We start from the raw sequence: 25,678 nt of genomic DNA on the forward strand, positions 1-25,678 counted from the left end.
CTGGAATATTAGAAATTAGCAATAGCTGAGCAAATAAGTGGATCAATATTAAAACGGTGAATTTTTAAAAAAGTGGATCAGATTTCAACTGGTGTTGACAGCTAGTCGTTTAAGCAAAGAGTCTCGTCCATTTATTAAAGATTATCTGCATTCTAAAGGTTTAGCCGAGAAGTAACGTATTCTCTCGGTAGTAGATAAAAGAAAAGGCTGAGCAGAATATATCTGGTCAGCCTTTTTTATTTTTCTTGAATATTAAAACAATTAAGCCATTCCTTGGATCACAACAAACTTTTCTAATAATTCATCTTCAGTTTCAATATGTTCCGGATCGATCGTAATACAATTGGTTATTGGGCAGACTGATTGACAAGTCGGTTTATCGTAATGTCCTTTACATTCAGTACATAAATTAGGATCGATTTCATAGATGCTATCGCCCATGGTAATTGCACCGTTAGGGCATTCAGGATCGCACATATCGCAATTAATACATTTGTCTGTGATCAGTAAGGACATCTATTCGATTCTTATTGTTCAGCTTGCATTGCAGCAACGGCTTGATTTGGATTACGAGTATCTTGTCCTGATTTTAAGTTACGCATCAACAGGCCAAAACTTAAATCTAAATCTTCAGGAACTGGAATAAATACAAAATGACCATTACCTTTCGCATCATCCACTTCTTGGAATTTACGGTTTTCCATTACTTCTAGCGTAAAAATGATGTTACCTAATGGTGTCATCATTTCAATACTGTCACCAGTGATGAATTTATTCTTCACTTCCACTTCAGCTAGATGACCATGCTTTTCTGATACGCGAGTCTTACCGGTAAATTCACCAACAAATTGTTGAGAATCTGAAACTGAGTAACCGTAATCATAGTTTTGGTAAGCATCGTGAGTATGACGACGCAAGAAGCCTTCGGTGTAACCACGATGAGCAAGGCTTTCTAGTGTCCCCATCAAACTATCATCAAATGGACGACCTGCAACGGCATCATCAATCGCTTTACGGTAAACTTGAGCGGTACGGGCGCAATAATAGAAAGATTTCGTACGTCCTTCAATTTTGAGTGAATGTACACCCATTTTAGTTAGACGTTCTACATGTTGAATAGCGCGTAAGTCTTTTGAGTTCATGATGTAAGTACCATGCTCATCCTCAAACGCCGCCATCTTTTCTTCAGGCTTATGAGCTTCTGATAACAACACAACTTCATCACTTGGTTTGCCTAAGCCTAGTGTATTGTCTGGGCGTTCATTTTGGATTTCGATCGCTTGCGCAGATTGAGGATCAAATTGTTCTACGCTATTTTTTTGAGGAGTATTAGCCGCAACTATCTGACCACTTTCATCTTCTTTGCCTTTTTCAACATTGTACTCCCAGCGACAAGCATTGGTGCAAGTACCTTGGTTTGGATCGCGTTTATTCATATAGCCAGACAATAAACAACGACCAGAATATGCCATGCAAAGCGCGCCATGCACGAATATTTCTAATTCGGTTTCTGGGCAGTGCTCGCGAATTTCTTCTATTTCTTCAAGTGATAATTCACGAGATAAGATCACACGCTCAATTCCTTGGGTTGACCAGAATTTTACGGTTGCCCAGTTCACTGCATTGGCTTGCACAGAAAGGTGGATAGCAATATCAGGGAAAGCCTCACGTACCATCATTATTAAGCCTGGATCAGACATGATTAATGCATCAGGGCCCATTTCAACCACTGGCTTAAGATCGCGAATGAAGGTTTTTAACTTTGAATTATGAGGTTGGATATTACAAACTACATAGAATTTTTTACCTAATGCGTGTGCTTCATCTATCCCTATTTGAAGGTTTTCATGATTGAATTCGTTATTACGCACACGTAGGCTGTAGCGTGGTTGGCCTGCATAAACAGCATCTGCGCCGTAGGCAAAAGCGTAGCGCATATTCTTAAGACTGCCTGCTGGCGATAATAATTCTGGGGTATTAAGCATATTAGTTTCTCTTGGTCTGATTTCAGGTCAGGTTCATACCACTATATGGCATGAATTTGGGAGGCGAATTTTACGTCAATTTGCTTAGAAAAGCGAGAAAAGCACACAAAGTGTCAGGTTTTATAGTAAGAGGAATAAATCTCATTGATAGCGTGAGATCTATTCCTTTCTTAAATATTAGTTCGTTGGATAAGTATGTGTATCGTAAAGGAGTGAAATTAGATTATTTCGTTTCTGGTAATCCACCTAAAGCATCAAATAATGCGGGGATGAAGTGTTCAAATTCACCGCACATTAGCGTGAAATCAGCATCAAATCGCTGAGCTGCATCTTCACGAGGAATGTCCTCATTGGTGTCCTTGAGCTCATCACTAAATTTTAAGCGCTTAATACTAGCATCATCAGATAATACAAATTCAATGCGTTCTTGCCAGTCTAACGCCAGTTTAGTGACCAGTTTATCTGCTGCGATGTGGTTTTGAATTTCATCGGTACTAAGATCTTGTTTCTTACAGCGGATGATCCCGCCTTCTTCTAGTACTGATTTTAGTTCCGCTTCATCCATTAACTGGAAGCCCTGTGGTAAATCACCTGATTTCACCCATTCCGTCAAAGTTAATTCTATTGCTTGTTCTGGAATCGCTGGAACAACAGGAAGGCTACCGGTTGTTTTACGCAATAAAGCTAATGCGTCTTCGGCTTTTTTCGAGCTGCTAGAGTCGACTAAAACGAATCCTAGTTTTGGCATTATCAGGATTGAGGTGAAATTATGACGACTGAAAGCTCGTGGCAGTAAATCAATCAGGATTTCTTCTTTTAAATCATCTTTCTCTTTTTTCTTAAGCGGGCGATTTTCTTGCTGCTCAAGTACATCGATTTTATCTTTAAGTGAATCGTTGATCACCGATGCTGGTAGTAACTTTTCTTCTTTTTGGGCTTTAATCAAAATATGCTCGCCAGCAATATGAGTGAGCATGTCGCTGTTACGATTGATTACACTAGTCCAGCCAAATTTTTGTTTATCTTGGCTGCCACAAGGTGAGAATTTGAATTCAGCGAGTTGAGACTCTAAAGTATCGAGATTGAAATCGATGTCACGGTTGAAACGGTATACTAAACAATTTTTAAACCACATAATTCTCATTCTTTGTGTGTAAGTTTATGGCCATGATATGCGATTTTTATTCGTTTGTCTTATGCCACGTTTTTACCGTTTGAATGACACTTCTGTTAAAGTTTCTTTGCGTTAGTCACAAAACTGTCATACTTAAAACTCATAATAAATATAAATTAATATTCTAACTTTAGGCGCGGAAGGTATTTCGGATATGTCGAGAAGAATTCTAGTTGTTGAAGATGAAGCCCCAATTAGGGAAATGATTTGTTTTGTTTTGGAACAAAAAGGCTACCAAACCGTTGAAGCTGAAGATTATGATTCAGCTATAAATAAACTATGTGAACCTTATCCTGATTTGATCTTACTTGATTGGATGCTGCCTGGTGGCTCTGGTATTAATTATATTAAACACTTAAAACGTGAGGAGTTAACTCGCCATATTCCAGTGGTGATGCTGACGGCTCGTGGTGAAGAAGAAGATAAAGTTCGTGGGCTTGAAGTGGGCGCGGATGACTACATAACTAAACCATTTTCACCTAAAGAGTTAGTGGCGCGTTTAAAAGCTGTTATTCGCCGTGTTACGCCGACTGCATTAGAGGATGTTATTGACGTTCAAGGTTTACAGCTTGATCCTGTTTCTCATCGAGTGATGTCCAATGATGAACCTTTGGATATGGGACCAACAGAATTTAAAATGTTGCATTTTTTTATGACTCATCAAGAGCGTGTTTATAGCCGTGAACAGTTATTGAATAATGTTTGGGGTACTAATGTGTATGTTGAAGATCGTACTGTCGATGTGCATATTCGTCGCTTAAGAAAAGCACTGGAAACTGCAGGGCACGATAAGCTGGTCCAAACGGTACGTGGAGCGGGTTACCGTTTTTCTACACGAGTTTAATGATTAATGATCGGAGTGCTTGTTTGAATGGTTGAAAAGTTAACATGGAAAAAGCTAGCTTGGTCGCTGGCTTTTTTTTACATTCCTTGGATTTTAATAGGCTGGCTTTTTGGCTATATGAGCTGGTTGTTGCTTGCGGCGACTGTGATGCAACTTATTTGGCAATATTATAATCAAATTCGTTTATCTGAATGGTTATGGGATGAGAAACGGTTAAGCCCTCCTTCCGGCACCAACAGTTGGGAACCTTTATTTAATGGTATCTACCAACTGCAGAAAAAACAGCGTCGCCGTCGAAAAGAATTAGGGAGTTTAATTCGACGTTTTCGTCATGGTGCTGAAGCTTTACCGGATGCTGTAGTCGTCTTTCGCAGTGAAGGGAATATTGTTTGGTGCAATAAACTCGCTCAATCATTATTAGGTTTTCGCTGGCCAGATGATTCAGGTCAGCCTATAGCGAACTTACTTCGAACTCCCGATTTTATTAAATATCTGGTTAAAAATGACTTCTCAGATCCGTTAGAGATGTTATCACCGCTAACGCCCGATCGTATTTTAGAGCTGCGTATTGTGCCTTATACTGATGGTGAGCATTTGATGGTCGTGCGTGATGTGACTCAGTTGAAGAAACTTGAAGGTATGCGCCGAAATTTCTTTGCCAATGTCTCGCATGAGTTAAGAACGCCAATGACAGTATTGCAAGGTTACTTGGAAATGACTGAGGATCCGGATGTGCTCGTCGGTCCTATGTGGCCCAAAGCGCATGGCGTGATGACTGAGCAACTTTCGCGTATGAATGCATTGGTTGAACAATTGTTGACGTTATCGAAAATAGAAGCATCAATTACGCATCAATTAGATGAAGTGGTGAATATTCCTTTAATGCTTGATGCCCTAGAGAAAGAAGCTCAAGCATTAAGTGGTGATAATCATCATAATATCGTGTTTGATGTGGATAAAATGCTGCATGTTTATGGTGACCATGATCAGTTGCGTAGTGCGATTTCAAACTTGGTATATAACGCAGTGAAATACACTCCAGCTGGATCGGATGTATTCGTTACATGGAAAGAAATTTCGAGTGGTGCTAGCTTGTCGGTTAAAGATAGTGGGGACGGTATTGAAGCTCAGCATATTCATCGTTTAACTGAACGATTTTATCGAGTCGATAAAGCCCGATCTCGTGAAACGGGTGGAAGTGGTTTGGGGTTAGCAATTACCAAGCATGCTTTGAGCCATCATGAATCCTATCTTGAAATTAAAAGTGAAGTTGGCCTTGGTAGCTGTTTTTCTTTTGTGCTCCCGAAAAAACTCATTTTCCGTATTGGTGATAGTGCATGACGTTTAAAAACATAAAGTTGTCTTTATATTCATTATTACTTGGTTTAATTATCTCACCATTGTGCCGAGCATCGAGTGATGTGGAACGTTTACCTGATTACCAAAAAGTAGCAGGTGTTTCTGGCAATTTATCGTCGGTTGGGTCAGATACGCTAGCGACTTTAATCAGTTTATGGGCTGAAGATTTTCAACGAATATACCCAAATGTTAATATGCAAATACAAGCATCTGGTTCATCTACAGCCCCTATAGCATTAACTGAAGCAACATCTCAACTTGGCCCAATGAGCCGTCCAATGAAAGCGAAAGAAATCGAATCATTTGAACAGCAATATGGCTACCCACCGGTACAACTTAAAATAGCAATTGATGCTATCGGTATTTTTGTTCATAAAGATAATCCCATACAAGGTTTGAATTTTGAGCAAATTGATGCAATCTTTTCATCTACATTACAATGCGGCGCAACACAGAGGTTGAATCGTTGGCAGCAGTTAGGTATTTCCTCTGATTGGGCTAAACTTGGTTTTCAATTGTTTGGCCGAAACTCTGCATCGGGTACTTATGGTTATTTTAAACAAAATGCCTTATGTGGAGGAGACTTCAAGAGAGAAGTGAATGAGCAACCTGGCTCAGCCTCGGTAGTTCAGTCGGTAGCATCTTCAATTAACAGTATTGGTTATTCTGGCGTCGGTTATCAAGTTTCTAAGGCTCGTTTAGTGCCTATTGCTATTGATGGTAACCATTATATCGCAGCGACGAGAGAGAATATCTTATCTGGTCAGTATCCACTGTCTCGCTATTTATATTTGTATGTGAATAAAAACCCATTAAAGCCATTAGCTCCAAATGATGCTGAGTTTATAAAGTTTATTTTCTCGAAACAAGGCCAGAAAGGTGTAGAAAAAGATGGTTATGTTTCGTTATCAACCGAGTTAGCCGAGTCTCAGCTTAAAAAAGTAGGGTTAGCATTTTGATATCGGTTTAGGTGTCACGCACTTTAGTCTATCGCCAAAGCTTTCATCATTATAATCACTCGAACAGTCATATTAAATGAAGCATAATCAGTAAATTATGTTTGTTGACCGTAACAATCGTTATCTCTTAGGAATAAATAACCAATGGCTCCAATAGATACTTTTTTTAAACAACGAGATAAACGGCGCTGGGCGATAGACCGTTTGATTCGTTCGTTGATAAAAGTCGGCGGAGTCAGTGTTTTGATCACATTAGTCCTACTTATCGTTTATCTTATTTGGGTGACTATCCCTATATTTTCGTCTGCTGATCTTAAGCCTGTATTAACAGTGAAAACGGAAACTTACGAGCACAATACCGCCAAAGCCATCGGGATTAGTGATGATGGTCAACACGCTTTTATTTTTCGTAATGATGGTGAGTTTCAATTTTATCCGTTGAACGGCTCAGGTGAAAAACACTTCTCGCAGCAATCGATACCACAACAATCAATATCGCAACAACAAATTATGAGCGATGTGACAGCCTTTAGAGATTCGAATGCGGAAAGTGGTTGGTATGGATACGCCAATGATAAAGGCGAAGTTATGGCCGTGAAACCTAGTTTTTCGACGACATATACTCAAAATGGCAATCAAGTTGTCGCCAAGTTAACTCGTTTTCGTGAGATGCCAATTCTTCTATCTGATAATCAACAACCGATTGAATCTTTCGATTTTTCTATTGCAAAGCAGCAGGCGATTTTTATTGGGCGGGACGATCAAGATCATTGGCAAGGCATTGGCTTTGGCTTTGATAAAAAATCAGCACTAATGAAAGGGAATAACAAGGATAGTTTATGGGAGTCTTATCGAATCTCAATTCCATTATTAGATGTTGAAATTAACGATTACCGCCTTACCCCAAATGGACAAACCTTATATGTTTTGTCACCGACTACGTTATTCGTACTCAAGCGTAAGCATAATCAGTTTATATTAAGGGAGTCGGTTGAGCTCACTAGCTCTTCTCGTACACCTGCGGTCGGTTTATCTTTTTTATCGGGAGCTAAATCTTTGCTAATCCGCTATCAAGGCGGTCAAGTTTCACAATGGTTTGATGTTTTGAAAAATGAACAACGCCATTTAACTCATATTCGAGACTTTCAATTAGGCAGCACACCCAGTTTGCTACTGCCGGATTATTTTCGTAAAGGTTTTTATAGCTTTCAATCCAATGGCATGATTAAGAACTTTTACACCACGACCAATAAAGAAGTGTTATCTAAATCGTTATTGTCAGCTGCGCCACAAGCCGCTGCGACTTCACGTAATGAGCGTTATCTTGTCACTGTATCGAAATCACATATCCGTACTTTTGAGGTCAGTAATTATCACCCTGAAATCGCGATTTCATCATTATGGAGTAAGATCTGGTACGAAGGTTATGAAAAACCAGAGTATGTATGGCAATCGACTTCGGCTAGTAATGATTTTGAAGCCAAATTTAGTTTAGCCCCTATTGCATTTGGTACGTTAAAAGCGGCTTTATTTGCGATGCTATTTGCAGTGCCCATTGCACTATGCGGCGCTATTTATACCGCTTATTTTATGACCCCGAAAATGAGGAAATATGTCAAACCTACGATTGAGCTAATGGAAGCCTTGCCAACGGTTATTATTGGCTTTTTGGCTGGACTATGGTTTGCACCTTGGGTCGAGATGAATCTATTTAGTTTGCTTTTGTTGTTTATCATTCTGCCAGTTGTAATCATTAGTACTGCTGTTGTATGGAATGTTGTGTCGCTAACTCAAAAAAAATCGCTACGAAATGAGTGGTTAGCTCTGCTTTTGATCCCGATATTATTAATCGCCAGTTATATTGGCATACAGTATGGTCATCATCTTGAACATATTATGTTTAAAGGCGATATCCGCTTATTTCTTGCAAGTTATGGTGTGGATTTTGATCAGCGTAATGCGCTCATTGTTGGTTTTGCCATGGGCTTTGCGGTTATCCCAACTATTTTCACGATTGCTGAGGATGCTATCTTTTCGGTGCCAAAGCATTTATCGGATGGGGCAAGTGCGTTGGGAGCGACACCTTGGCAATGTTTAACTACCGTTGTGCTAGCGACCGCCAGTCCAGGGATTTTTTCTGCTGTGATGATGGGGTTAGGGCGAGCGGTAGGTGAAACTATGATAGTTTTAATGGCTACTGGAAATACACCGGTGATGGATTGGAATATTTTAGAGGGCATGAGAACATTATCGGCCAATATCGCGATTGAGATGCCAGAATCGCAAGTGGGAGGATCTCATTTTAGATTGTTGTTTTTATCGGCATTTTTATTGTTTGTATTTACTTTCATTGTGAACTCCATCGCTGAAGTGGTTCGCCAACGGTTAAGAGAGAAATATCGTGCGATGTAGCAGCATTATTGACTATGGCCGAGGTTTAGAATGTTAACTCAATCGAAAGGGTGGATGAGATCGGGCAGCCCTTGGGTGTGGTTAACAGCAGGCTCGGTAAGTATTTGTCTAATTTCAGTGCTTGGATTGTTGCTTTTGATTGGTTGGAAAGGCTTGGTGTACTTTTGGCCGATGCCTGTTTATCAATGGCAGGATGAATCTGGTAATCGTCTTATTGGTCAAGTTTACCAAAAAGATTGGGTATCTTTGGATCAATTGTCATCTTCTGGACATCAATGGTCACCGAAAATACTTGAAAAGGGCGAAGCTGAACGCTTGTCTATCAAAGTGGCAAATCGAGAAGTGTATCCTAAAGATTTTATCTCTGTTTTAAATGTAGAGTTGAAAAATAAAACCCAACCACGAGATATTGTTGTATTTGAGCGAACTCGAAATGGGGCTTTTTTTGGCATTCCGATTGGTTATCAAATTGGAAATTCACCTATTGAACAAGACAACCTTAAAAATCATATTGAGCAGGCTGTATTTAAAGCTCGCACTATTAGAGATGAGATTGAGTTTATCCGAGAAGGTGATTTAAGTTATTTGAGTCAAGAATTAGGAAGCCTTAATCGTTCTATTACATCAATACAAAGTGCAGTGACTACAAGTAAAAATAAAGCCGACATACAGCCATTACTTGAAAAGAAAAATGCATTAGAAATAAAGTTTAGCCAACAAGAGCAAGCGATCCGCGATAAGCAGACTCTATTGCAAAATCAAAAGATCATCGTACAAGATATGCAAGGCAAAGCTTTCCCTCTTTCTTTAGAAACAGTTTTGGATATGTGGTATCCCAACTCGATGACATATTCTGAAAAAATCAGGCATTGGTTTAATCAAGTGGGTAAATTTTTATCGGATAGCCCACGTGATGCAAACTCTGAAGGTGGTGTATTTCCTGCTATTTTTGGCACTGTATTATTGGTGATCATCATGTCGATTATCGTGATGCCACTTGGGGTCATTGCGGCAGTGTACTTACATGAATATGCCCCCAATACTTTTGTGACCAAGCTGATCCGCATTTCGGTAGTCAATTTGGCGGGAGTTCCGTCGATTGTTTATGGTGTATTTGGGTTGGGATTCTTTGTTTACACAATAGGCGCTACGATAGATTCATTATTTTATTCAGCAAGTTTACCTGCACCTACTTTTGGTACTCCTGGGTTACTTTGGTCGGCATTAACGTTAGCGATCCTTACATTACCAGTCGTGATAGTGGCGACCGAAGAAGGGTTATCTCGAGTGCCAAGTTCTTTACGTAATGGCTCTTATGCATTGGGTGCGACCAAGTTTGAAACTTTATGGCGGATTATCTTGCCTATGGTTAGCCCGGCAATTATGACTGGATTAATTTTGGCAGTTGCAAGAGCGGCAGGTGAAGTCGCTCCATTAATGTTGGTGGGGGTTGTCAAATTAGCGCCTAGCTTACCGCTTGATTCTAGTTTTCCTTATTTACATTTAGATCGTAAGTTTATGCATTTAGGCTTTCATATTTACGATCTTGGTTTTCAAACACCTAATATTGAAGCGGCGAGACCATTAGTTTTTGCCACTTCATTTTTATTGATTACGGTCGTAGTTGGGCTCAATATTACAGCCATTATGATCCGTAATAACTTACGCGAAAAATTCAAAACTTTAGGGAATGATTAGTATGCTCTCTATGCATTCGGCTCTTGGTTATGCAGAACCTTTAGATGTCAGCCAATTAAGCGATAGCCAAACCGCGATCAGTATTGAAAATTTGAATTTATATTACCAACAAACTCAAGCATTAAAATCAATTAATATGAAGCTACCGAAAGGACATGTAACGGCTTTTATTGGTCCATCTGGATGTGGTAAATCGACGTTATTACGCTGTATTAATCGAATGAATGATTTAGTTGATGGATGTCGTGTCGAAGGTGAGGTTTTGCTGCATGGGCAAAATATTTACGACCCAAGAGTTGATGTAGCGAGTTTACGTCGACAAGTCGGGATGGTATTTCAAAGACCAAATCCATTTCCTAAATCGATTTATGAAAATGTTGTGTATGGATTGCGTTTACAAGGAGTTAAAGAGTCAAGAACCCTAGACGATTCGGTTGAGCGTTCATTGAGGGCTGCCGCTTTATGGACTGAAGTCAAAGATCGACTGCATGATAATGCGTTTGGTTTGTCGGGGGGGCAGCAGCAACGTTTAGTGATAGCAAGGGCGATTGCAATCGAACCAGAAGTTTTATTATTGGATGAGCCGACGTCAGCCTTGGATCCGATTTCAACCTTGACCATTGAAGAGTTGATTAGTGAGTTAAAGACGCAATATACGGTAGTGATGGTGACACATAATATGCAGCAAGCGGCGAGAGTGAGTGATTACACCGCTTTTGTTCATATGGGGCAATTGATCGAATATGGTGATACAGATTCGATGTTCACTTCTCCAAAGAAGAAGCAAACAGAAGATTATATTACTGGTCGATACGGTTGAGAGGCACAAAATGAAAATGCATTTAGGTCGGCATATTTCAGAGCAATTTAATATTGAACTGGAATCACTTCGAACTCACGTACTTGCAATGGGAGGATTGGTGGAGGAACAGCTTTCTCTCTCGCTGCAAGCGCTGTCACAACAAGACTCTCAGTTGGCAAGCAAGGTTCATCGTGATGATCAAAAAGTAAATCAGATGGAAATGGCAATTGGTGAGGCTTGTACTCGAATTATTGCTAAGCGTCAGCCAACAGCTAGAGATTTACGTTTAGTTATTGCGATTATTAAAACTATTTCTGATTTAGAACGAATTGGTGATGGTGCTAAGAAATTGGCGAGAGTGGCACAAGATTCGTTCTCTCATGCTCAAGCGGGTTTATTAGCATCGGTTGAAATGTTAGGTCGGATCGCTGTAGATATGCTCCATCAAGTATTAGATGCTTTTGCACGTATGGATGTGAAAGCTGCCGCGCGAGTTTATCAAATGGATAAACTTATTGATCAGGAGCATAAAAAGTTAATTGACCAATTAGTGGCTTTTATGAAGCAAGATGTCGATTCTATTGCCAAGGTGATGCTTATTATGACAGGCGTTCACACGATCGAAAGAGTGGGTGATCGATGTCAAAATATCTGTGAATATATTATCTATTTTGTTGAAGGAAAAGATGTAAGGAATGATTCACAATACCTTACTTCTCTATTTTAGTGTTGGTTGATAATTAGATTAACCAACGTTTATTTAGACTGATTTGACAATATTCTTTACGGCTTGAATAGCTTGAGTGTTAGTAATAGGAATCGAGAAATCATCGATATGATCAGCACCCATTTTGGCAGAATCAGCCATTAACTTCATTTCACTAGGACGGGTCGTTTTTCCAGATAAATGAATCTCATGGATACCAGTCGAGTGAATGATTTTCGCGGCATTCTCTGAGGTAACACCGGCTCCTGCCATAATTGAAAAACGACCATTGGCGATCACAACCATCTCTGAAATTACCTCAATTCCTTGAGAGGCTGTTGAAGCAAGTCCTGATGTCAAAATCCGCTCACAACCTAATGTAGCGATAGCTTCAATAGCACTTTTATAATCTCGACATTGGTCAATTGCTCTATGAAATGTGGTGCCCATTCCCTTCGCTGCGTTCATTAGTTGCTGCGCCATTACTATGTCCACATCACCTTGTGCTGTTAACACACCAAATACTACGCCGTCGAGACCGGCTTGTTTGGCACTGGCAATATCTTCTAACATGATATTGAGATCTTCTTGGCTATATAGGAAATCCCCTTGGCGAGGGCGGATCATGGCATAAACAGGGATATTGGATTGCTTAGCTGCTATTTTCATAAAGCCATAACTTGGTGTTAATCCACCTAAAGCTAAAGATGAGCATAGTTCAATACGAGTTGCGCCACCGGAGATAGCGTTATGAAGAGATTCTATATTGTCGATACAAACTTCAAGTTGAATGGTCATAATGATCACTAAATGAAAAAACAGAGCAGCATTGTAGATCAATTCGTTGGGATAAGAAGATAACCTGGTTTAAAAATATTATTTTTAGAGGTGAAAATAAAAAACCTCGCACGAGGCGAGGTTTTAAAATAAAAATAATTTTAAGTTAAATTATTTTTTACCTAGATCACCTGAGTGCTCAGATAGGTAAGCGGCAACGCCAGCAGTAGAACCAGTCATACCAGCTTTACCTTCTTCCCATTGTGCAGGACAAACTTCACCATTTTTCTGGTGGAAGTTTAGTGCATCAACCATACGTAACATCTCATCGATATTACGACCTAGTGGAAGATCGTTAATTACTTGGTGACGTACTGTGCCTTCTTCATCAATTAGGAAAGAACCACGGAAAGCAACACCAGCTTCTGGATGCTCAACATCGTAAGCTTTTACGATTTCGTGCTTCACATCAGCAACAAGTGGGTATTGAACTTCACCGATACCGCCATCAGCGATAGCAGTGTTACGCCATGCGTTATGAGAGAATTGTGAATCGATAGAAACGCCGATCACTTCAACGCCTTTCGCTTTGAAATCTTCAAAACGTTTGTCAAAAGCAATAAGCTCAGATGGGCAAACGAATGTGAAGTCTAGAGGGTAGAAGAAAACAACCGCTTTTTTGCCTTTAGTGAAATCTTTAAAGTTGAATGTATCAACGATTTCACCGTTACCTAGAACTGCTGCTGCTGTGAAGTCTGGGGCTTGACGACCTACTAGTACCATTATTTTGCTCCTAAATTTTACTTTGATTTAAAAATCAGCATTCAAACATCAGTGTCTGAATATTTCAACAGGACAAACTATAGTACAAGTTGTAGTATGAAAAAAAGCGAATTAAACCGATTAACTTAATCGAAAAAAGCGATGATTCGAAATTTGTGATCTTCGTTCTGTTTCCACTTACTATCATCGAAATTTAATATGACTAAATGGCCAAGTTTAAAACAACTACATTACCTGATCACACTTTATGAAACCCATCATTTTAGTGAAGCCGCTGAGCGTTGCTTTGTTAGTCAGTCGACGCTGAGTAAAGGCATACAAAACATTGAAGAGCTTATCGGTTGCCCTTTATTTGAAAAAAAAGATAAAAAAAGCCCGTTGATTTTCACTTTAGCAGGGGAGAAAGTTGTCAAGCAAGGGCGGGAACTTTTAGCTAAAAGCCAAGATTTACTCGAAATTGGTGCGCTTTGCCAAAGTGGTAATATGCAAGGACAGTTAAGGGTTGGTTGTATTCCAACGATAGCGCCTTTTTTATTGGGCAATTTAGTCCAAGAATTGAATCAGCGTTTTAGTTTACTTACTTTATTACTGCGCGAAGACACTACAGTCAATTTATTAAAAGCACTGCGTAATGGTGAGCTTGATGTGTTGATTTTAGCGATGCCGGTCGATATTGCAGAAATGGAATGTCATATCGTAGGGAAGGATCCTTTTCGTATGATCATGAGTCGACAACAAGCCGACGGAATTCGTGTTCCTATTCGTTACGATGATTTACCTGATGAGTCGGTGTTTTTACTCGAAAATGAGCACTGTTTAACTGAACACGCTGTTTCAGCATGTAAACTCACCAAAAAAGAAAAAATTAACCCTTTTTCAGCCACGAGTTTGCATACTTTAGTGCAAATGGTGGCTAATGGCTTAGGAACAACCTTTATCCCACAAATGGCAATAAATCACGGCTTATTAGATAACCAAAACTTAGTTGTCATAGAACCACCAGGTCGAAATGCTTATCGTGAAATTGGCCTGATATGGAGACCAAGCACGAATAGAATTGAGACATTTAAAACTTTAGCGAATGTAGTTGAAGGCTTGCTCTAACTATTTGTCATCTATTGTGGTGCAAGTTCGATCTTTTTCGAGTATCTATAGTAAATCTTGTTAAACAATTAGACTCAATAAACGGTGGTGTAAACTTCTATTATTGAAATTGATGTAGTGGTTATTGAAAAGGAACAAATCTTGAAATTACTGGTGGTAAGCCTATACTAGCGCCAGTTTTTGAACCCTTAAGTTCGTCTAATAACGTCGTTTTATAAATTGCCGTTTAGCCTTGATAAGTGATTTCCATGCAAGTATCTGATTTTGATTTTGACCTTCCTGATGAGTTAATCGCTCGTTATCCTCAACCACAACGTACTTCTAGCCGTTTATTGCAACTTAATGGTAATAGTGGGCAATTGAAGGATGGGCAGTTTACCGATGTACTTGATCTTGTAAATGAAGGTGATTTGATCGTATTTAATAATACGCGCGTTATCCCTGCTCGGGTATTCGGACGTAAAGAGTCCGGCGGTAAAATTGAAGTCTTGGTTGAACGTGTTGTGGATGATAAAACCATCTTAGCTCACGTTAGAGCATCGAAATCACCAAAACCCGGTAATCGGCTATTCTTAGGTGAAAATGATGAATATCAAGCTGAAATGATCGCGCGTCATGATGCTTTGTTTGAAATTCGTTTTGATTCCGATAAAGGGGTGTTGGATGTATTGAATGATGTGGGTCATATGCCACTTCCTCCTTATATCGATCGCCCAGACGAAGATTCCGATAAAGAGCGTTATCAAACTGTTTATAATAAAAAACCGGGGGCAGTAGCTGCGCCAACCGCAGGTCTTCATTTTGATAATGAACTTTTAGATAAGATCCAAGACAAAGGTGTTGAGTTTGCCTATGTGACCTTGCATGTCGGGGCGGGAACGTTTCAACCGGTTCGTGTCGATGATATTAATGATCATCACATGCACTCTGAATATGTTGAAGTGCCACAAGAGGTGGTCGATGCGATTGCCAGAACTCGTGCCCGTGGTGGTCGAATTGTAGCTGTAGGTACAACATCGGTGCGATCTCTGGAAAGTGCAGCACAAGATGCAAAACAAAAAGGAACTGAATTAGTTCCCTTTTTTGGTGATACAGAAATCTTTATTTACCCAGGTTATGAGTATCAATTAGTCGATGTTCTTATTACTAATTTTCATTTACCTGAATCAACATTGATCATGCTCGTTAGTGCTTTTGCTGATTATGATAATGTCATGGCTGCATATCAACATGCTGTACAACAAAAATATCGCTTCTTTAGCTATGGTGATGCGATGTTTGTAACTAAAAAGATGCTAGCGAATTCTTAGTTTTGAGTAGCTAGAATTTATCGCTGTTTAAATCGTTGGACTGTTTTTCCGACATTTTGGAGGTTTCGTGAAATACGAACTAATTAAAAAAGATGGTGTTGCCCGCCGTGGACGTTTAACGTTTGAACGTGGCTCAGTTGAAACACCTGCTTTTATGCCTGTCGGTACTTATGGCACTGTAAAAGGCATGACGCCAGAAGAAGTAAAAGAAACGGGTGCTGAGATATTACTTGGAAACACTTTTCATCTTTGGTTACGCCCTGGTCAAGAGATCATGAAGCTTCATGGTGACTTGCATGATTTTATGAATTGGAATGGCCCAATTTTAACTGACTCAGGTGGCTTTCAAGTCTTCAGTTTGGGAAAAATGCGTAAGATCACTGAAGAAGGTGTGCATTTTCGTAACCCAGTGAATGGCGATCGAATTTTTATGGACGCTGAGAAGTCGATGGAAATTCAAAAGGACTTAGGTTCAGATATCGTTATGATATTTGATGAGTGTACTCCTTATCCTGCCACTCATGATGAAGCCAAAAAATCGATGCAGATGTCATTGCGTTGGGCGAAACGTAGCCGTGATCATTTTGACAAGCAAGAAAACCCGAATGCATTGTTTGGTATCGTGCAAGGTAGTGTTTATGGTGATTTACGCGATGAGTCGGTTAAAGGTCTGACTGATATTGGTTTTGATGGCTATGCTGTAGGTGGTTTGGCGGTTGGTGAGCCTAAAGATGATATGCATCATATGCTCGAACATACTTGCCCGCAACTTCCGGAAGACAAACCTCGTTACTTAATGGGAGTTGGCAAACCTGAAGATTTAGTTGAAGGTGTACGCCGCGGTATTGATATGTTTGATTGTGTGATGCCAACTCGTAACGCGCGTAACGGGCATCTGTTTGTCACAGGTGGCGTAGTTAAGATCCGAAATGCATCACATAAAGTAGATACATCATCACTTGATCCTGAATGTGACTGTTACACTTGTAAAAATTATTCAAAGTCATATTTGCATCATTTGGATCGTTGTAATGAAATTTTAGGTGCTCGCTTAAACACTATCCATAATTTACGCTATTATCAGCGCCTAATGGCCAGTATTCGTAAAGCTATTGATGAAGATCGTTTTGAGACGTTTGTTGAAGAATTTTATGCTCGACGAGCTCGCGAAGTTCCACCAATGCAAAAAGACATTAGAAAAAGCCAAGAACAAGAGTAATTCTTAGCGTTATAGTCACTTTAGTTTACTCTGTGCCATTGAAAAAGGTACGGAGTAACCCAATTAATAATTCAATTATTTTAATATTAATATACAAGAAGGAAAACTTTAATGAGTCTATTTATCTCTGAAGCACATGCTGCTGGTGGATCACCTGCGGGTGGTGGTATGGAAATGTTCATCATGCTTGGCATGTTTGCCGTGATCTTTTATTTCATGATTTATCGCCCACAAGCAAAACGTGTTAAAGCTCATAAAACACTTATGTCATCAATGTCTAAAGGTGATGAAGTGTTATCAAGTGGCGGCTTAGTCGGTAAAATTGTAAAAATTTCAGATGATAATGATTACATTCTATTAGCTTTAAACGAAAACAATGAAGTAACAATCAAGAAAGATTTCGTTACTGCTGTGTTACCTAAAGGTTCGCTTAAATCTCTTTAATCGTTTCCTACTTATAACACTTGAGTTATAAACAGCTAAAGGATATCCGCTGTGCTAAACCGTTACCCGTTATGGAAGTATATGATGGTGGTTGCAGCCATCCTCGTTTGTGCATTGTATGCGCTTCCAAATATTTACGGTGAAGATCCCGCAGTACAAGTCACTGGGGCGCGAGGCGCCTCAGTTGACATGTCAACGCTCGATACTTTAAATACCGTACTCAAAGAAAATAAATTAGACGCAAAAACGATCGGATTAGAGAATGGATCAATATTGATTCGTTTTAAAAATACCGATACGCAAATCAGTGCTCGTGACTTGATTTCTCAAGCAATGGGTAAAGATTTCATTGTCGCTCTAAACCTTGCTCCTGCAACTCCTGGTTGGTTATCTTCAATTGGTGCGACACCAATGAAGCTGGGCCTCGACTTACGCGGTGGTGTGCATTTCTTAATGGAAGTGGACATGGACGCTGCGATGGAAAAACTGGTTGGTCAGCAAGAAGAATCTTTCCGTGGCGAATTACGTGAAGAGCGTATTCGTTACCGTGCTATTCGTCCTACTGGACAAGATGGTGTTGAGATTGTATTGCGTAATGAAAAACAACGCGATCAAGCTAAAGCACTATTGACTCAAAAGCATCGTGATATGCAATTTTCTGAAGGTGATAACAATGCGTTAATCGCAACCTTCACGGAAGCTCGCTTACTTGAAATTCGTAATTATGCCGTTGAGCAAAATATCACTATTTTGCGTAATCGTGTGAATGAGTTAGGCGTTGCCGAGCCATTAGTTCAGCGTCAAGGTGCAAGCCGTATCGTAGTTGAATTGCCTGGCGTACAAGATACCGCTCGCGCGAAAGAGATCTTAGGCGCAACCGCAACTCTTGAGTTTAGAGAAGTTGACGATAAAGCTGATTTAGCTGCCGCTGCTGATGGTCGTGTACCTCCGGGTAGTGAAGTTAAGTTTGATAAAAATGGTCGCCCTGCTGTCTTGAAAAAACGCGTTATTCTTGGCGGTTCAAGCATTACTGATGCGAGCTCTAGTGCTGATGAATATGGTCGTCCACAAGTTAATATTTCTTTAGATAGCGAAGGCGGCAGTAAAATGTCGGATTTCTCTAAAAAGAATATTGGTAAGTTGATGGCAACGGTATTTACTGAATATAAAGACAGTGGACGCCGTAATGCAAAAGGAAACGTAATCTTAACCAAGCATGAAGAAGTGATTAACCAAGCGACGATTCAGTCAGCACTAGGTAGAAGCTTCCGTATTACTGGTATTGATTCTACTGCTGAAGCGCACAATCTAGCCTTGCTATTACGTGCTGGTGCTTTGATTGCACCGATCTCTATTGTTGAAGAGCGTACCATCGGTCCATCAATGGGGCAGCAAAATATTGATATGGGTATTCAAGCTTGTGTTTGGGGCATGGTTGCGGTCATGCTGTTTACACTGCTCTATTACCGTGCATTTGGTTTGATTGCTAATATGGCATTGATGGCAAACTTGATTCTGATTATTGGCATCATGTCATTAATTCCAGGGGCAACGATGACCTTACCTGGTATTGCTGGTATCGTTTTGACGGTGGGGATGGCAGTCGATGCTAACGTTCTTATCTTTGAGAGGATACGAGAGGAGCTTAAAGAAGGACGGAGTCCTCAACAAGCTATTCATCAAGGTTACGCTAATGCATTTAGTACGATTGCCGATGCCAATATTACGACGTTGATTACTGCTATTATCTTATTTGCAGTAGGAACGGGTGCTATTAAAGGTTTCGCGGTGACATTATCGATCGGTATTTTAACCTCTATGTTTACCGCCATTATTGGTACGCGCTGCATTGTTAATTTAATGTATGGCCGTAAACGTAATCTTAAGAAACTGTCGATCTAAGGAATAGTTATGTTTCAAATATTGAAAGCAAACAAAGTGATCGACTTCATGCGTTGGTCAAAGTTTGCCTTTGCATTCTCTGGGCTAATGATCGCAGCGTCTTTTTATTCAATTGCAACCAACTGGTTCAATTGGGGATTAGATTTCACTGGCGGTACATTAATTGAAGTAACATTTGAGCACCCAGCAAATTTACCTCAAATTCGAGAGTCACTAGCAAATGATGGTTTTTCGGATGCAACGGTTCAAAATTTTGGTTCTGCTCGTGATGTAATGGTTCGTTTACGTCCACGTGAAGGTACTAAAGGTGAAGTGGTTGGTAATCAGGTTCTGGCTTCTGTGAAGCAAGGAAGTGGCGATCAAGTTGAACTGAAACGTATCGAATTTGTTGGTCCTAATGTTGGCGGTGAATTAGCCGAGGCGGGTGGTTTAGCGATTTTAATCTCGTTGTTATGTATTCTCATGTATGTGTCAATGCGTTTTGAATGGCGTTTATCAGCAGGTGCTGTATTTTCATTAGCTCATGATGTCATTATTACGTTAGGTGTATTTTCAGTATTACAGATTGAAATTGACCTTACCATTATTGCTGCATTGCTCACAGTTGTTGGTTATTCTCTCAATGATACTATCGTTGTATTTGATAGGATCAGAGAGAATTTCCGCAAAATGCGAAATGGCATTCCTGGTGATATTATGAACCATTCAATTACGCAAACACTGAGTCGGACATTAATCACATCAGGTACTACATTATTTGTGGTCATTGCTTTGTTCACTAAAGGTGGTGCTAATATCCATGGTTTCGCGCTTGCGTTGCTATTAGGTATTACAGTAGGTACATACTCATCTATCTATGTTGCTTCATCATTAGCCTTGAAACTAGGCTTAACGCGTGAGCATTTAATGCCAACACAAGTAGATAAAGAAGGTGCAGATCAAGATGCAATGCTGCCTTAGGCATTATTAATCTAGTTTGGTACTAAACTGTAGAAAGGTTTTGGGATTATTCTCAAAACCTTTTTTGTATTTGAGAAATTAAAAAAGTGATAAATGAAGTATAAAAAAACGCCGATACTTTACCGTATCGGCGTTAGAATTATTGAGTTAGAAGTGTCTTACTTCATCATGCCTTCGTTAGCATGCTCGCGGATGTGTTTAAGAATATTCTTAACACCGCGTGGACTTGACCCAACTAGATTGCCTGATGCAAGGTAGTTAGTGCCGCCTGCAAAGTCGGTTAAGATCGCGCCAGCTTCACGAGCAATCAGTTCACCTGCCGCCATATCCCAAGGCTTAAGACCAAGTTCAAAGTAACCATCAACACGACCAGCAGCAAGATAGCATAAATCTAAAGCAGCAGAGCCAGTACGACGGAAATCAGAACATTCGTTAAATAGTGCCCCAACGATCTTTACATAACTTTCAGCGTGTTGTTTTTGTTTAAATGGAAAACCAGTTGCAAGAACGGCACCATTTAAATCTTTAATTGGATTAATACGCAGGCGAGCATTATTCAGCTGAGCGCCAGAACCACGTTGAGCGGTGAAAAGTTCATTACGGATTGGATCGTAAACACAAGCGACTTCTGTTTTTCCACGCATACGGACAGCGATAGAAACAGAAAAATGTGGGAAACCTTTTACAAAGTTATTAGTGCCATCCAGTGGGTCAATAATCCATTGAACATCGGTATCTCTACCTTCAATCGAACCCATCTCTTCGCCCACAATACAATGATCAGGGTAGGATTTTTTGATGGTATTAATAATTAATTGCTCTGCTTCTTGATCGACATTAGTTACATAGTCGTTTTGACCTTTTTGAGATATCTCAACTTTGTCAGTATTTTCTGCAGATTTAGCAATATGATTGCCAGCCATTCGTGCAGCACGAATCGCAATGTTTAGCATAGGATGCATAGGATTTTCCCAACGGATGTTAAAGAACGAAAAAGCGGCGTGCAGTATATCAGAGTTTTATTAAATAGAAAGTGTCGGTTTTTTATTCATTCATTGGACTTTATTTTGTTGTCAGGATGAATCCATTACGAACTGATTCATTTTTCATTGGATGTGGTATCATCTGGAGCAAAATTGAGAAGGATATATTGAGTCATGTTAGAGAGCGTTAAAGTTATTTTAGTCGGCACTTCCCACCCTGGTAATATTGGCTCTGCCGCCCGAGCAATGAAGGTGATGGGGTTGACCGAAATGGTTTTAGTTGCACCTCAATGTGAAGTTGATGATCAAGCTCGTTCATTAGCTTCTGGTGCTGCGGATGTCGCACAAAATGCAGTCATTGTAGACACGCTAGAAGAGGCGATAAAAGATTGCATTTTAGTGGTCGGATCGAGTGCTCGATCTCGTACATTAGAGTGGCCAATGCTTGAACCACGTGAATGTGGCAAAAAATTTGTCGAAGAAGGCCAGAAAGGAAAGGTGGCCATTGTATTTGGCCGTGAGCGTACTGGTTTAACGAATGATGAGCTACAGCAGTGCCATTTTCATGTTTGCATTCCTGCTAACCCTGAATACAGTTCATTAAATCTTGCTATGGCCGTGCAGACTATAAGTTATGAAATTCGCGTAGCATGGCTAGATTGGCAAGCATCGGCTTATCCTGCGGTAGAACAAGAAGAATATCCTCGTAATAAAGAATTAGAAATGTTTTATGACCACCTTGAAAAGATTCTATTTAGCACCCAGTTTATAACAAAAGATAAGCCTAATTTAGTGATGAATAAATTCCGCCGTTTGTTTAGCCGTGCTCGACCAGAGCAGCAAGAGCTTAACATGCTACGTGGCGTATTGACGGCTATTGATAAATCAACAAAATCTGTAAAGTAATACCTGACTAAAATAGTCAAATTAATAGTTGACTGAATTGGTCGGGTATGTGAACATTGTATCCACATGCTTACTGTGGATACGTGCAATATGAGACTTACATCAAAAGGAAGATATGCGGTAACGGCAATGTTGGATGTAGCCCTACATTCAAACGAAGGTCCTGTTCCGCTTGCAGATATTTCAGAGCGACAAGGCATTTCATTGTCTTATTTAGAGCAACTTTTTTCGCGTTTACGTAAAGCGGGATTAGTGGCCAGTGTTCGAGGCCCTGGTGGTGGTTACCGACTAGGTATTGATGCGAATCAAATTGCTGTTGGCGCTGTGATCGCAGCTGTTGATGAATCCGTTGATGCAACTAAATGCCAAGGCAAAGGTGATTGCCAAGGTGGTTCACGCTGCCTCACTCACACTTTATGGCACGATTTAAGCGCTCGTATTAGTGAATTTCTTGATGGCATCACTCTGGGTGAGTTGATGAACAACAATGAAATCAAAGATATCTCAGAACGACAAAATATCGAACTGATAGTCAATAATGGCTTTGGTAATAAAAATTTTAATACCAAAGAAAATACAAAAACAAACACTATCGGTATCAACTCTCGCTCATAAGCGGGTACAAGCTTTTACATTGGAGTAAAGAATGAAACTGCCTATTTATTTTGACTATTCAGCAACGTGTCCTGTCGATCCTCGCGTAGCAGAGAAAATGGTTCAATTTATGACGATGGATGGCACTTTTGGTAATCCAGCTTCTCGTTCACACCGTTTTGGTTGGCAAGCAGAAGAAGCAGTTGACCATGCTCGTGAACAAATCGCTGAACTGATTAATGCTGATCCTCGTGAAATCGTATTCACATCTGGTGCAACTGAATCAGATAACTTAGCGATTAAAGGTGCTGCACGTTTTTATGGTAAGAAAGGCAAACACATTATTACCTGCAAAACTGAGCATAAAGCCGTACTTGATCCATGTCGCCAATTAGAGCGTGAAGGTTTTGAAGTCACATATCTTGAGCCTGAAACTAATGGCTTAATTGACATGAGAAAACTTGAAGCAGCACTGCGTGAAGATACAGTTTTAGTGTCGATCATGCATGTGAACAATGAAATTGGTGTGGTTCAAGACATCAATGCTATTGGTGATATGTGCCGTGAACGCAAAATCATTTTCCATATGGATGCTGCGCAATCAGCGGGCAAGCTTCCAATTGATGTACAAGAATTGAAAGTTGATTTGATTTCATTTTCTGCCCATAAAATTTATGGTCCTAAAGGCATTGGTGCATTGTATGTGAGCCGTAAGCCTCGCGTTCGCCTTGAAGCACAAATGCACGGTGGTGGTCATGAGCGTGGTTTCCGTTCTGGTACATTACCTACTCATCAAATCGTTGGAATGGGTGAAGCTTTTGCTATTGCGAAACAAGAAATGCAACAAGACTATGATCACGCACTAAAGCTGCGAACCCGTATGTTGGATGGTTTAAAAGATATGGAAGCGCTGACCATTAATGGTGATTTAGAGCAACGTTTACCTAATAACCTCAATATCAGCTTTGCTTTTGTTGAAGGTGAATCTTTACTGATGGCATTAAAAGATCTAGCGGTATCTTCGGGTTCAGCTTGTACTTCTGCCAGCCTTGAGCCCTCTTATGTACTACGAGCGCTTGGTCTTGAAGATGAATTAGCTCATAGCTCAATTCGATTCTCATTTGGCCGTTTTACAACAGTTGAAGAAGTGGACTACGCGGTTGAACAGATTCTTGTAGCCGTCAATAAACTCCGTGATATGTCACCACTTTGGGATATGTACAAGGAAGGGGTTGATTTGAACACTGTTGAGTGGGCACATCACTAAGATCAATTAACATACCTGAGAGACTGTAAGTTTGAATTTATCGCTTCAGTTAGGTATCAAGGATTTGAGGATAATATTATGGCGTATAGCGAAAAAGTAATAGAACATTATGAGAACCCACGTAACGTTGGTTCTTTTGATAAAGAAGATCCATCTATCGGTAGCGGTATGGTTGGTGCTCCTGCTTGTGGCGATGTTATGAAGCTGCAAATTAAAGTATCTCCAGAAGGCATTATCGAAGATGCTAAGTTTAAAACTTATGGTTGTGGTTCTGCGATCGCATCAAGCTCATTGGTTACTGAGTGGGTTAAAGGTAAAAGCCTAGATGAAGCAGCATCAATCAAAAACTCTGAAATTGCAGAAGAACTGGCGTTACCACCAGTAAAAGTTCACTGCTCAATTTTGGCTGAAGATGCAATTAAAGCAGCAGTAGCTGACTATAAAAAGAAACATCTACAATAAAATCTTAATGAGGGGAGAATATCTTCCCTCATTCTTATTTATTACAATGTTTCATATTTACTTATATTTAATGAAATAGAACAAGGTTGAAGTATGGCCATTACCATGACAGATGCGGCAGCTGGTCGCGTAAGATCATTTTTAGAAAATCGCGGGAAAGGCCTAGGCTTGCGCTTAGGTGTTAGAACCACGGGATGCTCAGGTATGGCATATGTCCTCGAATTTGTAGATTCATTGAACGAAGAAGATCAAACCTTTGAGCATGATGGTGTGAAAATTATCATTGATCCTAAAAGCTTGGTGTACCTTGATGGCACTGAATTGGATTTTGCCAAAGAAGGGCTAAATGAAGGCTTTAAGTTTAATAATCCTAATGTAAAAGGTGAGTGTGGTTGTGGCGAAAGCTTCAACGTTTAGCTTTTTCATCTCCTTATTACGACAATCGATAGCTGATCATCAACGATAGTGTCGGTTTGGTTTATTTATCAGCCTAAAAGAAGTCATGCTATGAATCATTTTGAATTATTTGGCCTTCCTAATCAGTTTGACCTCGATAAAAACCACCTATCTGAAAAATTTAGAGATCTACAAAAACAATTCCATCCGGATAAATTTGCCGCAGCCTCTGAACGTGATCGCCTCATGTCAGTACAAAAAGCGGCCGAAATTAACGATGCCTATCAAACGTTAAAAACACCTATTGAACGCGCTGAATATTTGCTTTCTTTGTACGGCGTTCACATTCGTGGTGAACACCAAACTATGAGCGATCCACTGTTTCTTATGGAGCAAATGGAACTACGCGAAACCCTCGAAGATATTTCTCATTTAAATGATCCAAATGACGCTTTGCTTGAGTTTGATCATAAGATTCAATCTATGTATCAGCAGCACATTGAGTTATTGCAACAACAATTGGTGAGTGAAGAGTGGGATATTGCGGCTGATAGCGTAAGAAAACTCAAGTTTGTAAATAAATTACGACGTGAAATCGAACAGTTAGAAGATAAACTGTTGGGATAATTCGT

At 40.0% G+C, this 25,678-nt stretch carries 25 protein-coding genes; 19 read left to right on the top strand and 6 right to left on the bottom strand.

What is annotated here, in order from left to right:
- Positions 1–261 precede the first annotated feature (261 nt).
- The 3 genes from HC725_RS09855 to rdgC form a co-directional block, all read right to left on the bottom strand.
- Positions 262–516, bottom strand: a complete 255-nt coding sequence (locus tag HC725_RS09855; RefSeq protein WP_190331661.1) for a YfhL family 4Fe-4S dicluster ferredoxin — start codon at positions 514–516, stop codon at positions 262–264.
- Positions 517–527: 11 nt separating this feature from the next.
- Positions 528–1,985: a prephenate-dependent tRNA uridine(34) hydroxylase TrhP gene (trhP, locus tag HC725_RS09860; RefSeq protein WP_190331662.1), complete on the bottom strand. Its 1,458-nt coding sequence runs from the start codon at positions 1,983–1,985 to the stop codon at positions 528–530.
- A 223-nt stretch (positions 1,986–2,208) separates the two neighbouring features.
- Positions 2,209–3,120, bottom strand: coding sequence for a recombination-associated protein RdgC (gene rdgC / locus HC725_RS09865; RefSeq protein WP_190331663.1), 912 nt, complete (start codon positions 3,118–3,120; stop codon positions 2,209–2,211).
- Positions 3,121–3,313: 193 nt separating this feature from the next.
- On the opposite strand from rdgC, the gene phoB reads away from it, so the two are divergent.
- The 7 genes from phoB to phoU all read left to right on the top strand — a co-directional run bounded on the left by phoB (position 3,314) and on the right by phoU (position 11,960).
- Positions 3,314–4,003 carry a phosphate regulon transcriptional regulator PhoB gene (phoB, locus tag HC725_RS09870; protein ID WP_190331664.1) on the top strand — a complete coding sequence of 230 codons (690 nt, stop codon included), beginning with the start codon at positions 3,314–3,316 and terminating at the stop codon, positions 4,001–4,003.
- A 27-nt stretch (positions 4,004–4,030) separates the two neighbouring features.
- The gene (gene phoR / locus HC725_RS09875; RefSeq protein ID WP_190331665.1) at positions 4,031–5,344 is read left to right on the top strand and encodes a phosphate regulon sensor histidine kinase PhoR; all 1,314 of its coding nucleotides are present in this window, start codon (positions 4,031–4,033) and stop codon (positions 5,342–5,344) included.
- An 11-nt stretch (positions 5,345–5,355) separates the two neighbouring features.
- Positions 5,356–6,321: a PstS family phosphate ABC transporter substrate-binding protein gene (locus HC725_RS09880; RefSeq protein ID WP_446751361.1), complete on the top strand. Its 966-nt coding sequence runs from the start codon at positions 5,356–5,358 to the stop codon at positions 6,319–6,321.
- A 144-nt stretch (positions 6,322–6,465) separates the two neighbouring features.
- Positions 6,466–8,733 carry an ABC transporter permease subunit gene (locus HC725_RS09885; RefSeq protein WP_190331667.1) on the top strand — a complete coding sequence of 756 codons (2,268 nt, stop codon included), beginning with the start codon at positions 6,466–6,468 and terminating at the stop codon, positions 8,731–8,733.
- 30 nt (positions 8,734–8,763) lie between these two features.
- Positions 8,764–10,431 carry a phosphate ABC transporter permease PstA gene (pstA, locus tag HC725_RS09890; RefSeq protein WP_190331668.1) on the top strand — a complete coding sequence of 556 codons (1,668 nt, stop codon included), beginning with the start codon at positions 8,764–8,766 and terminating at the stop codon, positions 10,429–10,431.
- Between the two features lies 1 nt (position 10,432).
- Positions 10,433–11,251 (top strand): phosphate ABC transporter ATP-binding protein PstB, encoded by an 819-nt coding sequence (gene pstB / locus HC725_RS09895; RefSeq protein WP_190331669.1) that lies wholly within the window; start codon positions 10,433–10,435, stop codon positions 11,249–11,251.
- Between the two features lie 16 nt (positions 11,252–11,267).
- On the top strand, positions 11,268–11,960 hold the full coding sequence (phoU, locus tag HC725_RS09900) for a phosphate signaling complex protein PhoU (protein WP_190331766.1): 693 nt from the start codon (positions 11,268–11,270) through the stop codon (positions 11,958–11,960).
- Between the two features lie 33 nt (positions 11,961–11,993).
- On the opposite strand, the gene HC725_RS09905 is transcribed toward phoU, so the two are convergent.
- Together HC725_RS09905 and HC725_RS09910 are read right to left on the bottom strand one after the other, a co-directional pair.
- Positions 11,994–12,737, bottom strand: coding sequence for a copper homeostasis protein CutC (locus HC725_RS09905; protein ID WP_190331670.1), 744 nt, complete (start codon positions 12,735–12,737; stop codon positions 11,994–11,996).
- Between the two features lie 150 nt (positions 12,738–12,887).
- Entirely contained in the window at positions 12,888–13,499 is a 612-nt protein-coding gene (locus tag HC725_RS09910; protein ID WP_190331671.1) for a peroxiredoxin, read from the bottom strand.
- Between the two features lie 198 nt (positions 13,500–13,697).
- On the opposite strand from HC725_RS09910, the gene HC725_RS09915 reads away from it, so the two are divergent.
- From HC725_RS09915 to secF, 6 genes are all read left to right on the top strand, one after another.
- Positions 13,698–14,603 (top strand): hydrogen peroxide-inducible genes activator, encoded by a 906-nt coding sequence (locus HC725_RS09915; protein WP_190331672.1) that lies wholly within the window; start codon positions 13,698–13,700, stop codon positions 14,601–14,603.
- Positions 14,604–14,851: 248 nt separating this feature from the next.
- The gene (gene queA, locus HC725_RS09920) at positions 14,852–15,913 is read left to right on the top strand and encodes a tRNA preQ1(34) S-adenosylmethionine ribosyltransferase-isomerase QueA (protein WP_190331673.1); all 1,062 of its coding nucleotides are present in this window, start codon (positions 14,852–14,854) and stop codon (positions 15,911–15,913) included.
- 67 nt (positions 15,914–15,980) lie between these two features.
- A complete protein-coding gene (gene tgt / locus HC725_RS09925) occupies positions 15,981–17,132 on the top strand; it encodes a tRNA guanosine(34) transglycosylase Tgt (protein WP_190331674.1) in 1,152 nt (383 codons plus the stop codon).
- A gap of 111 nt (positions 17,133–17,243) precedes the next feature.
- Positions 17,244–17,576 (top strand): preprotein translocase subunit YajC, encoded by a 333-nt coding sequence (yajC, locus tag HC725_RS09930; RefSeq protein ID WP_190331675.1) that lies wholly within the window; start codon positions 17,244–17,246, stop codon positions 17,574–17,576.
- A gap of 51 nt (positions 17,577–17,627) precedes the next feature.
- Positions 17,628–19,478, top strand: coding sequence for a protein translocase subunit SecD (gene secD, locus HC725_RS09935; protein ID WP_190331676.1), 1,851 nt, complete (start codon positions 17,628–17,630; stop codon positions 19,476–19,478).
- Between the two features lie 9 nt (positions 19,479–19,487).
- Complete coding sequence (secF, locus tag HC725_RS09940; protein ID WP_190331677.1) at positions 19,488–20,438, top strand: protein translocase subunit SecF; 951 nt, start codon at positions 19,488–19,490, stop codon at positions 20,436–20,438.
- A gap of 158 nt (positions 20,439–20,596) precedes the next feature.
- Here secF and suhB read toward each other — a convergent pair whose 3' ends face one another.
- Entirely contained in the window at positions 20,597–21,400 is an 804-nt protein-coding gene (suhB, locus tag HC725_RS09945) for an inositol-1-monophosphatase (RefSeq protein ID WP_190331678.1), read from the bottom strand.
- A gap of 195 nt (positions 21,401–21,595) precedes the next feature.
- Between suhB and trmJ the strand changes: the two genes are divergently transcribed.
- The 6 genes from trmJ to hscB all read left to right on the top strand — a co-directional run bounded on the left by trmJ (position 21,596) and on the right by hscB (position 25,673).
- Entirely contained in the window at positions 21,596–22,327 is a 732-nt protein-coding gene (gene trmJ / locus HC725_RS09950) for a tRNA (cytosine(32)/uridine(32)-2'-O)-methyltransferase TrmJ (protein WP_190331679.1), read from the top strand.
- Between the two features lie 90 nt (positions 22,328–22,417).
- Positions 22,418–22,942, top strand: a complete 525-nt coding sequence (gene iscR, locus HC725_RS09955) for a Fe-S cluster assembly transcriptional regulator IscR (protein WP_190331680.1) — start codon at positions 22,418–22,420, stop codon at positions 22,940–22,942.
- A 31-nt stretch (positions 22,943–22,973) separates the two neighbouring features.
- Entirely contained in the window at positions 22,974–24,188 is a 1,215-nt protein-coding gene (locus tag HC725_RS09960) for an IscS subfamily cysteine desulfurase (RefSeq protein ID WP_190331681.1), read from the top strand.
- A 78-nt stretch (positions 24,189–24,266) separates the two neighbouring features.
- On the top strand, positions 24,267–24,650 hold the full coding sequence (gene iscU, locus HC725_RS09965) for a Fe-S cluster assembly scaffold IscU (protein ID WP_190331682.1): 384 nt from the start codon (positions 24,267–24,269) through the stop codon (positions 24,648–24,650).
- A gap of 93 nt (positions 24,651–24,743) precedes the next feature.
- Positions 24,744–25,067, top strand: a complete 324-nt coding sequence (iscA, locus tag HC725_RS09970; protein WP_190331683.1) for an iron-sulfur cluster assembly protein IscA — start codon at positions 24,744–24,746, stop codon at positions 25,065–25,067.
- 90 nt (positions 25,068–25,157) lie between these two features.
- Complete coding sequence (gene hscB, locus HC725_RS09975; RefSeq protein WP_190331684.1) at positions 25,158–25,673, top strand: co-chaperone HscB; 516 nt, start codon at positions 25,158–25,160, stop codon at positions 25,671–25,673.
- The last annotated feature ends 5 nt before the right edge of the window (positions 25,674–25,678 follow it).

Origin of the sequence: Vibrio sp. S17_S38 (assembly GCF_014694375.1) — a bacterium.
Taxonomy (GTDB): domain Bacteria; phylum Pseudomonadota; class Gammaproteobacteria; order Enterobacterales; family Vibrionaceae; genus Vibrio.

Coding starts and splice junctions, on each gene's coding strand:
- pstA (WP_190331668.1), top strand. CDS start 8,764: ATGTTAACTCAATCGAAAGGGTGGATGAGATCGGGCAGCCCTTGGGTG.
- suhB (WP_190331678.1), bottom strand. CDS start 21,400: ATGCATCCTATGCTAAACATTGCGATTCGTGCTGCACGAATGGCTGGC.
- trmJ (WP_190331679.1), top strand. CDS start 21,596: ATGTTAGAGAGCGTTAAAGTTATTTTAGTCGGCACTTCCCACCCTGGT.
- phoR (WP_190331665.1), top strand. CDS start 4,031: ATGGTTGAAAAGTTAACATGGAAAAAGCTAGCTTGGTCGCTGGCTTTT.
- pstB (WP_190331669.1), top strand. CDS start 10,433: ATGCTCTCTATGCATTCGGCTCTTGGTTATGCAGAACCTTTAGATGTC.
- iscA (WP_190331683.1), top strand. CDS start 24,744: ATGGCCATTACCATGACAGATGCGGCAGCTGGTCGCGTAAGATCATTT.
- HC725_RS09915 (WP_190331672.1), top strand. CDS start 13,698: ATGACTAAATGGCCAAGTTTAAAACAACTACATTACCTGATCACACTT.
- hscB (WP_190331684.1), top strand. CDS start 25,158: ATGAATCATTTTGAATTATTTGGCCTTCCTAATCAGTTTGACCTCGAT.
- HC725_RS09960 (WP_190331681.1), top strand. CDS start 22,974: ATGAAACTGCCTATTTATTTTGACTATTCAGCAACGTGTCCTGTCGAT.
- iscU (WP_190331682.1), top strand. CDS start 24,267: ATGGCGTATAGCGAAAAAGTAATAGAACATTATGAGAACCCACGTAAC.
- rdgC (WP_190331663.1), bottom strand. CDS start 3,120: ATGTGGTTTAAAAATTGTTTAGTATACCGTTTCAACCGTGACATCGAT.
- queA (WP_190331673.1), top strand. CDS start 14,852: ATGCAAGTATCTGATTTTGATTTTGACCTTCCTGATGAGTTAATCGCT.
- yajC (WP_190331675.1), top strand. CDS start 17,244: ATGAGTCTATTTATCTCTGAAGCACATGCTGCTGGTGGATCACCTGCG.
- trhP (WP_190331662.1), bottom strand. CDS start 1,985: ATGCTTAATACCCCAGAATTATTATCGCCAGCAGGCAGTCTTAAGAAT.
- phoU (WP_190331766.1), top strand. CDS start 11,268: ATGCATTTAGGTCGGCATATTTCAGAGCAATTTAATATTGAACTGGAA.
- iscR (WP_190331680.1), top strand. CDS start 22,418: ATGAGACTTACATCAAAAGGAAGATATGCGGTAACGGCAATGTTGGAT.
- secF (WP_190331677.1), top strand. CDS start 19,488: ATGTTTCAAATATTGAAAGCAAACAAAGTGATCGACTTCATGCGTTGG.
- HC725_RS09905 (WP_190331670.1), bottom strand. CDS start 12,737: ATGACCATTCAACTTGAAGTTTGTATCGACAATATAGAATCTCTTCAT.
- phoB (WP_190331664.1), top strand. CDS start 3,314: ATGTCGAGAAGAATTCTAGTTGTTGAAGATGAAGCCCCAATTAGGGAA.
- HC725_RS09855 (WP_190331661.1), bottom strand. CDS start 516: ATGTCCTTACTGATCACAGACAAATGTATTAATTGCGATATGTGCGAT.
- HC725_RS09885 (WP_190331667.1), top strand. CDS start 6,466: ATGGCTCCAATAGATACTTTTTTTAAACAACGAGATAAACGGCGCTGG.
- HC725_RS09910 (WP_190331671.1), bottom strand. CDS start 13,499: ATGGTACTAGTAGGTCGTCAAGCCCCAGACTTCACAGCAGCAGCAGTT.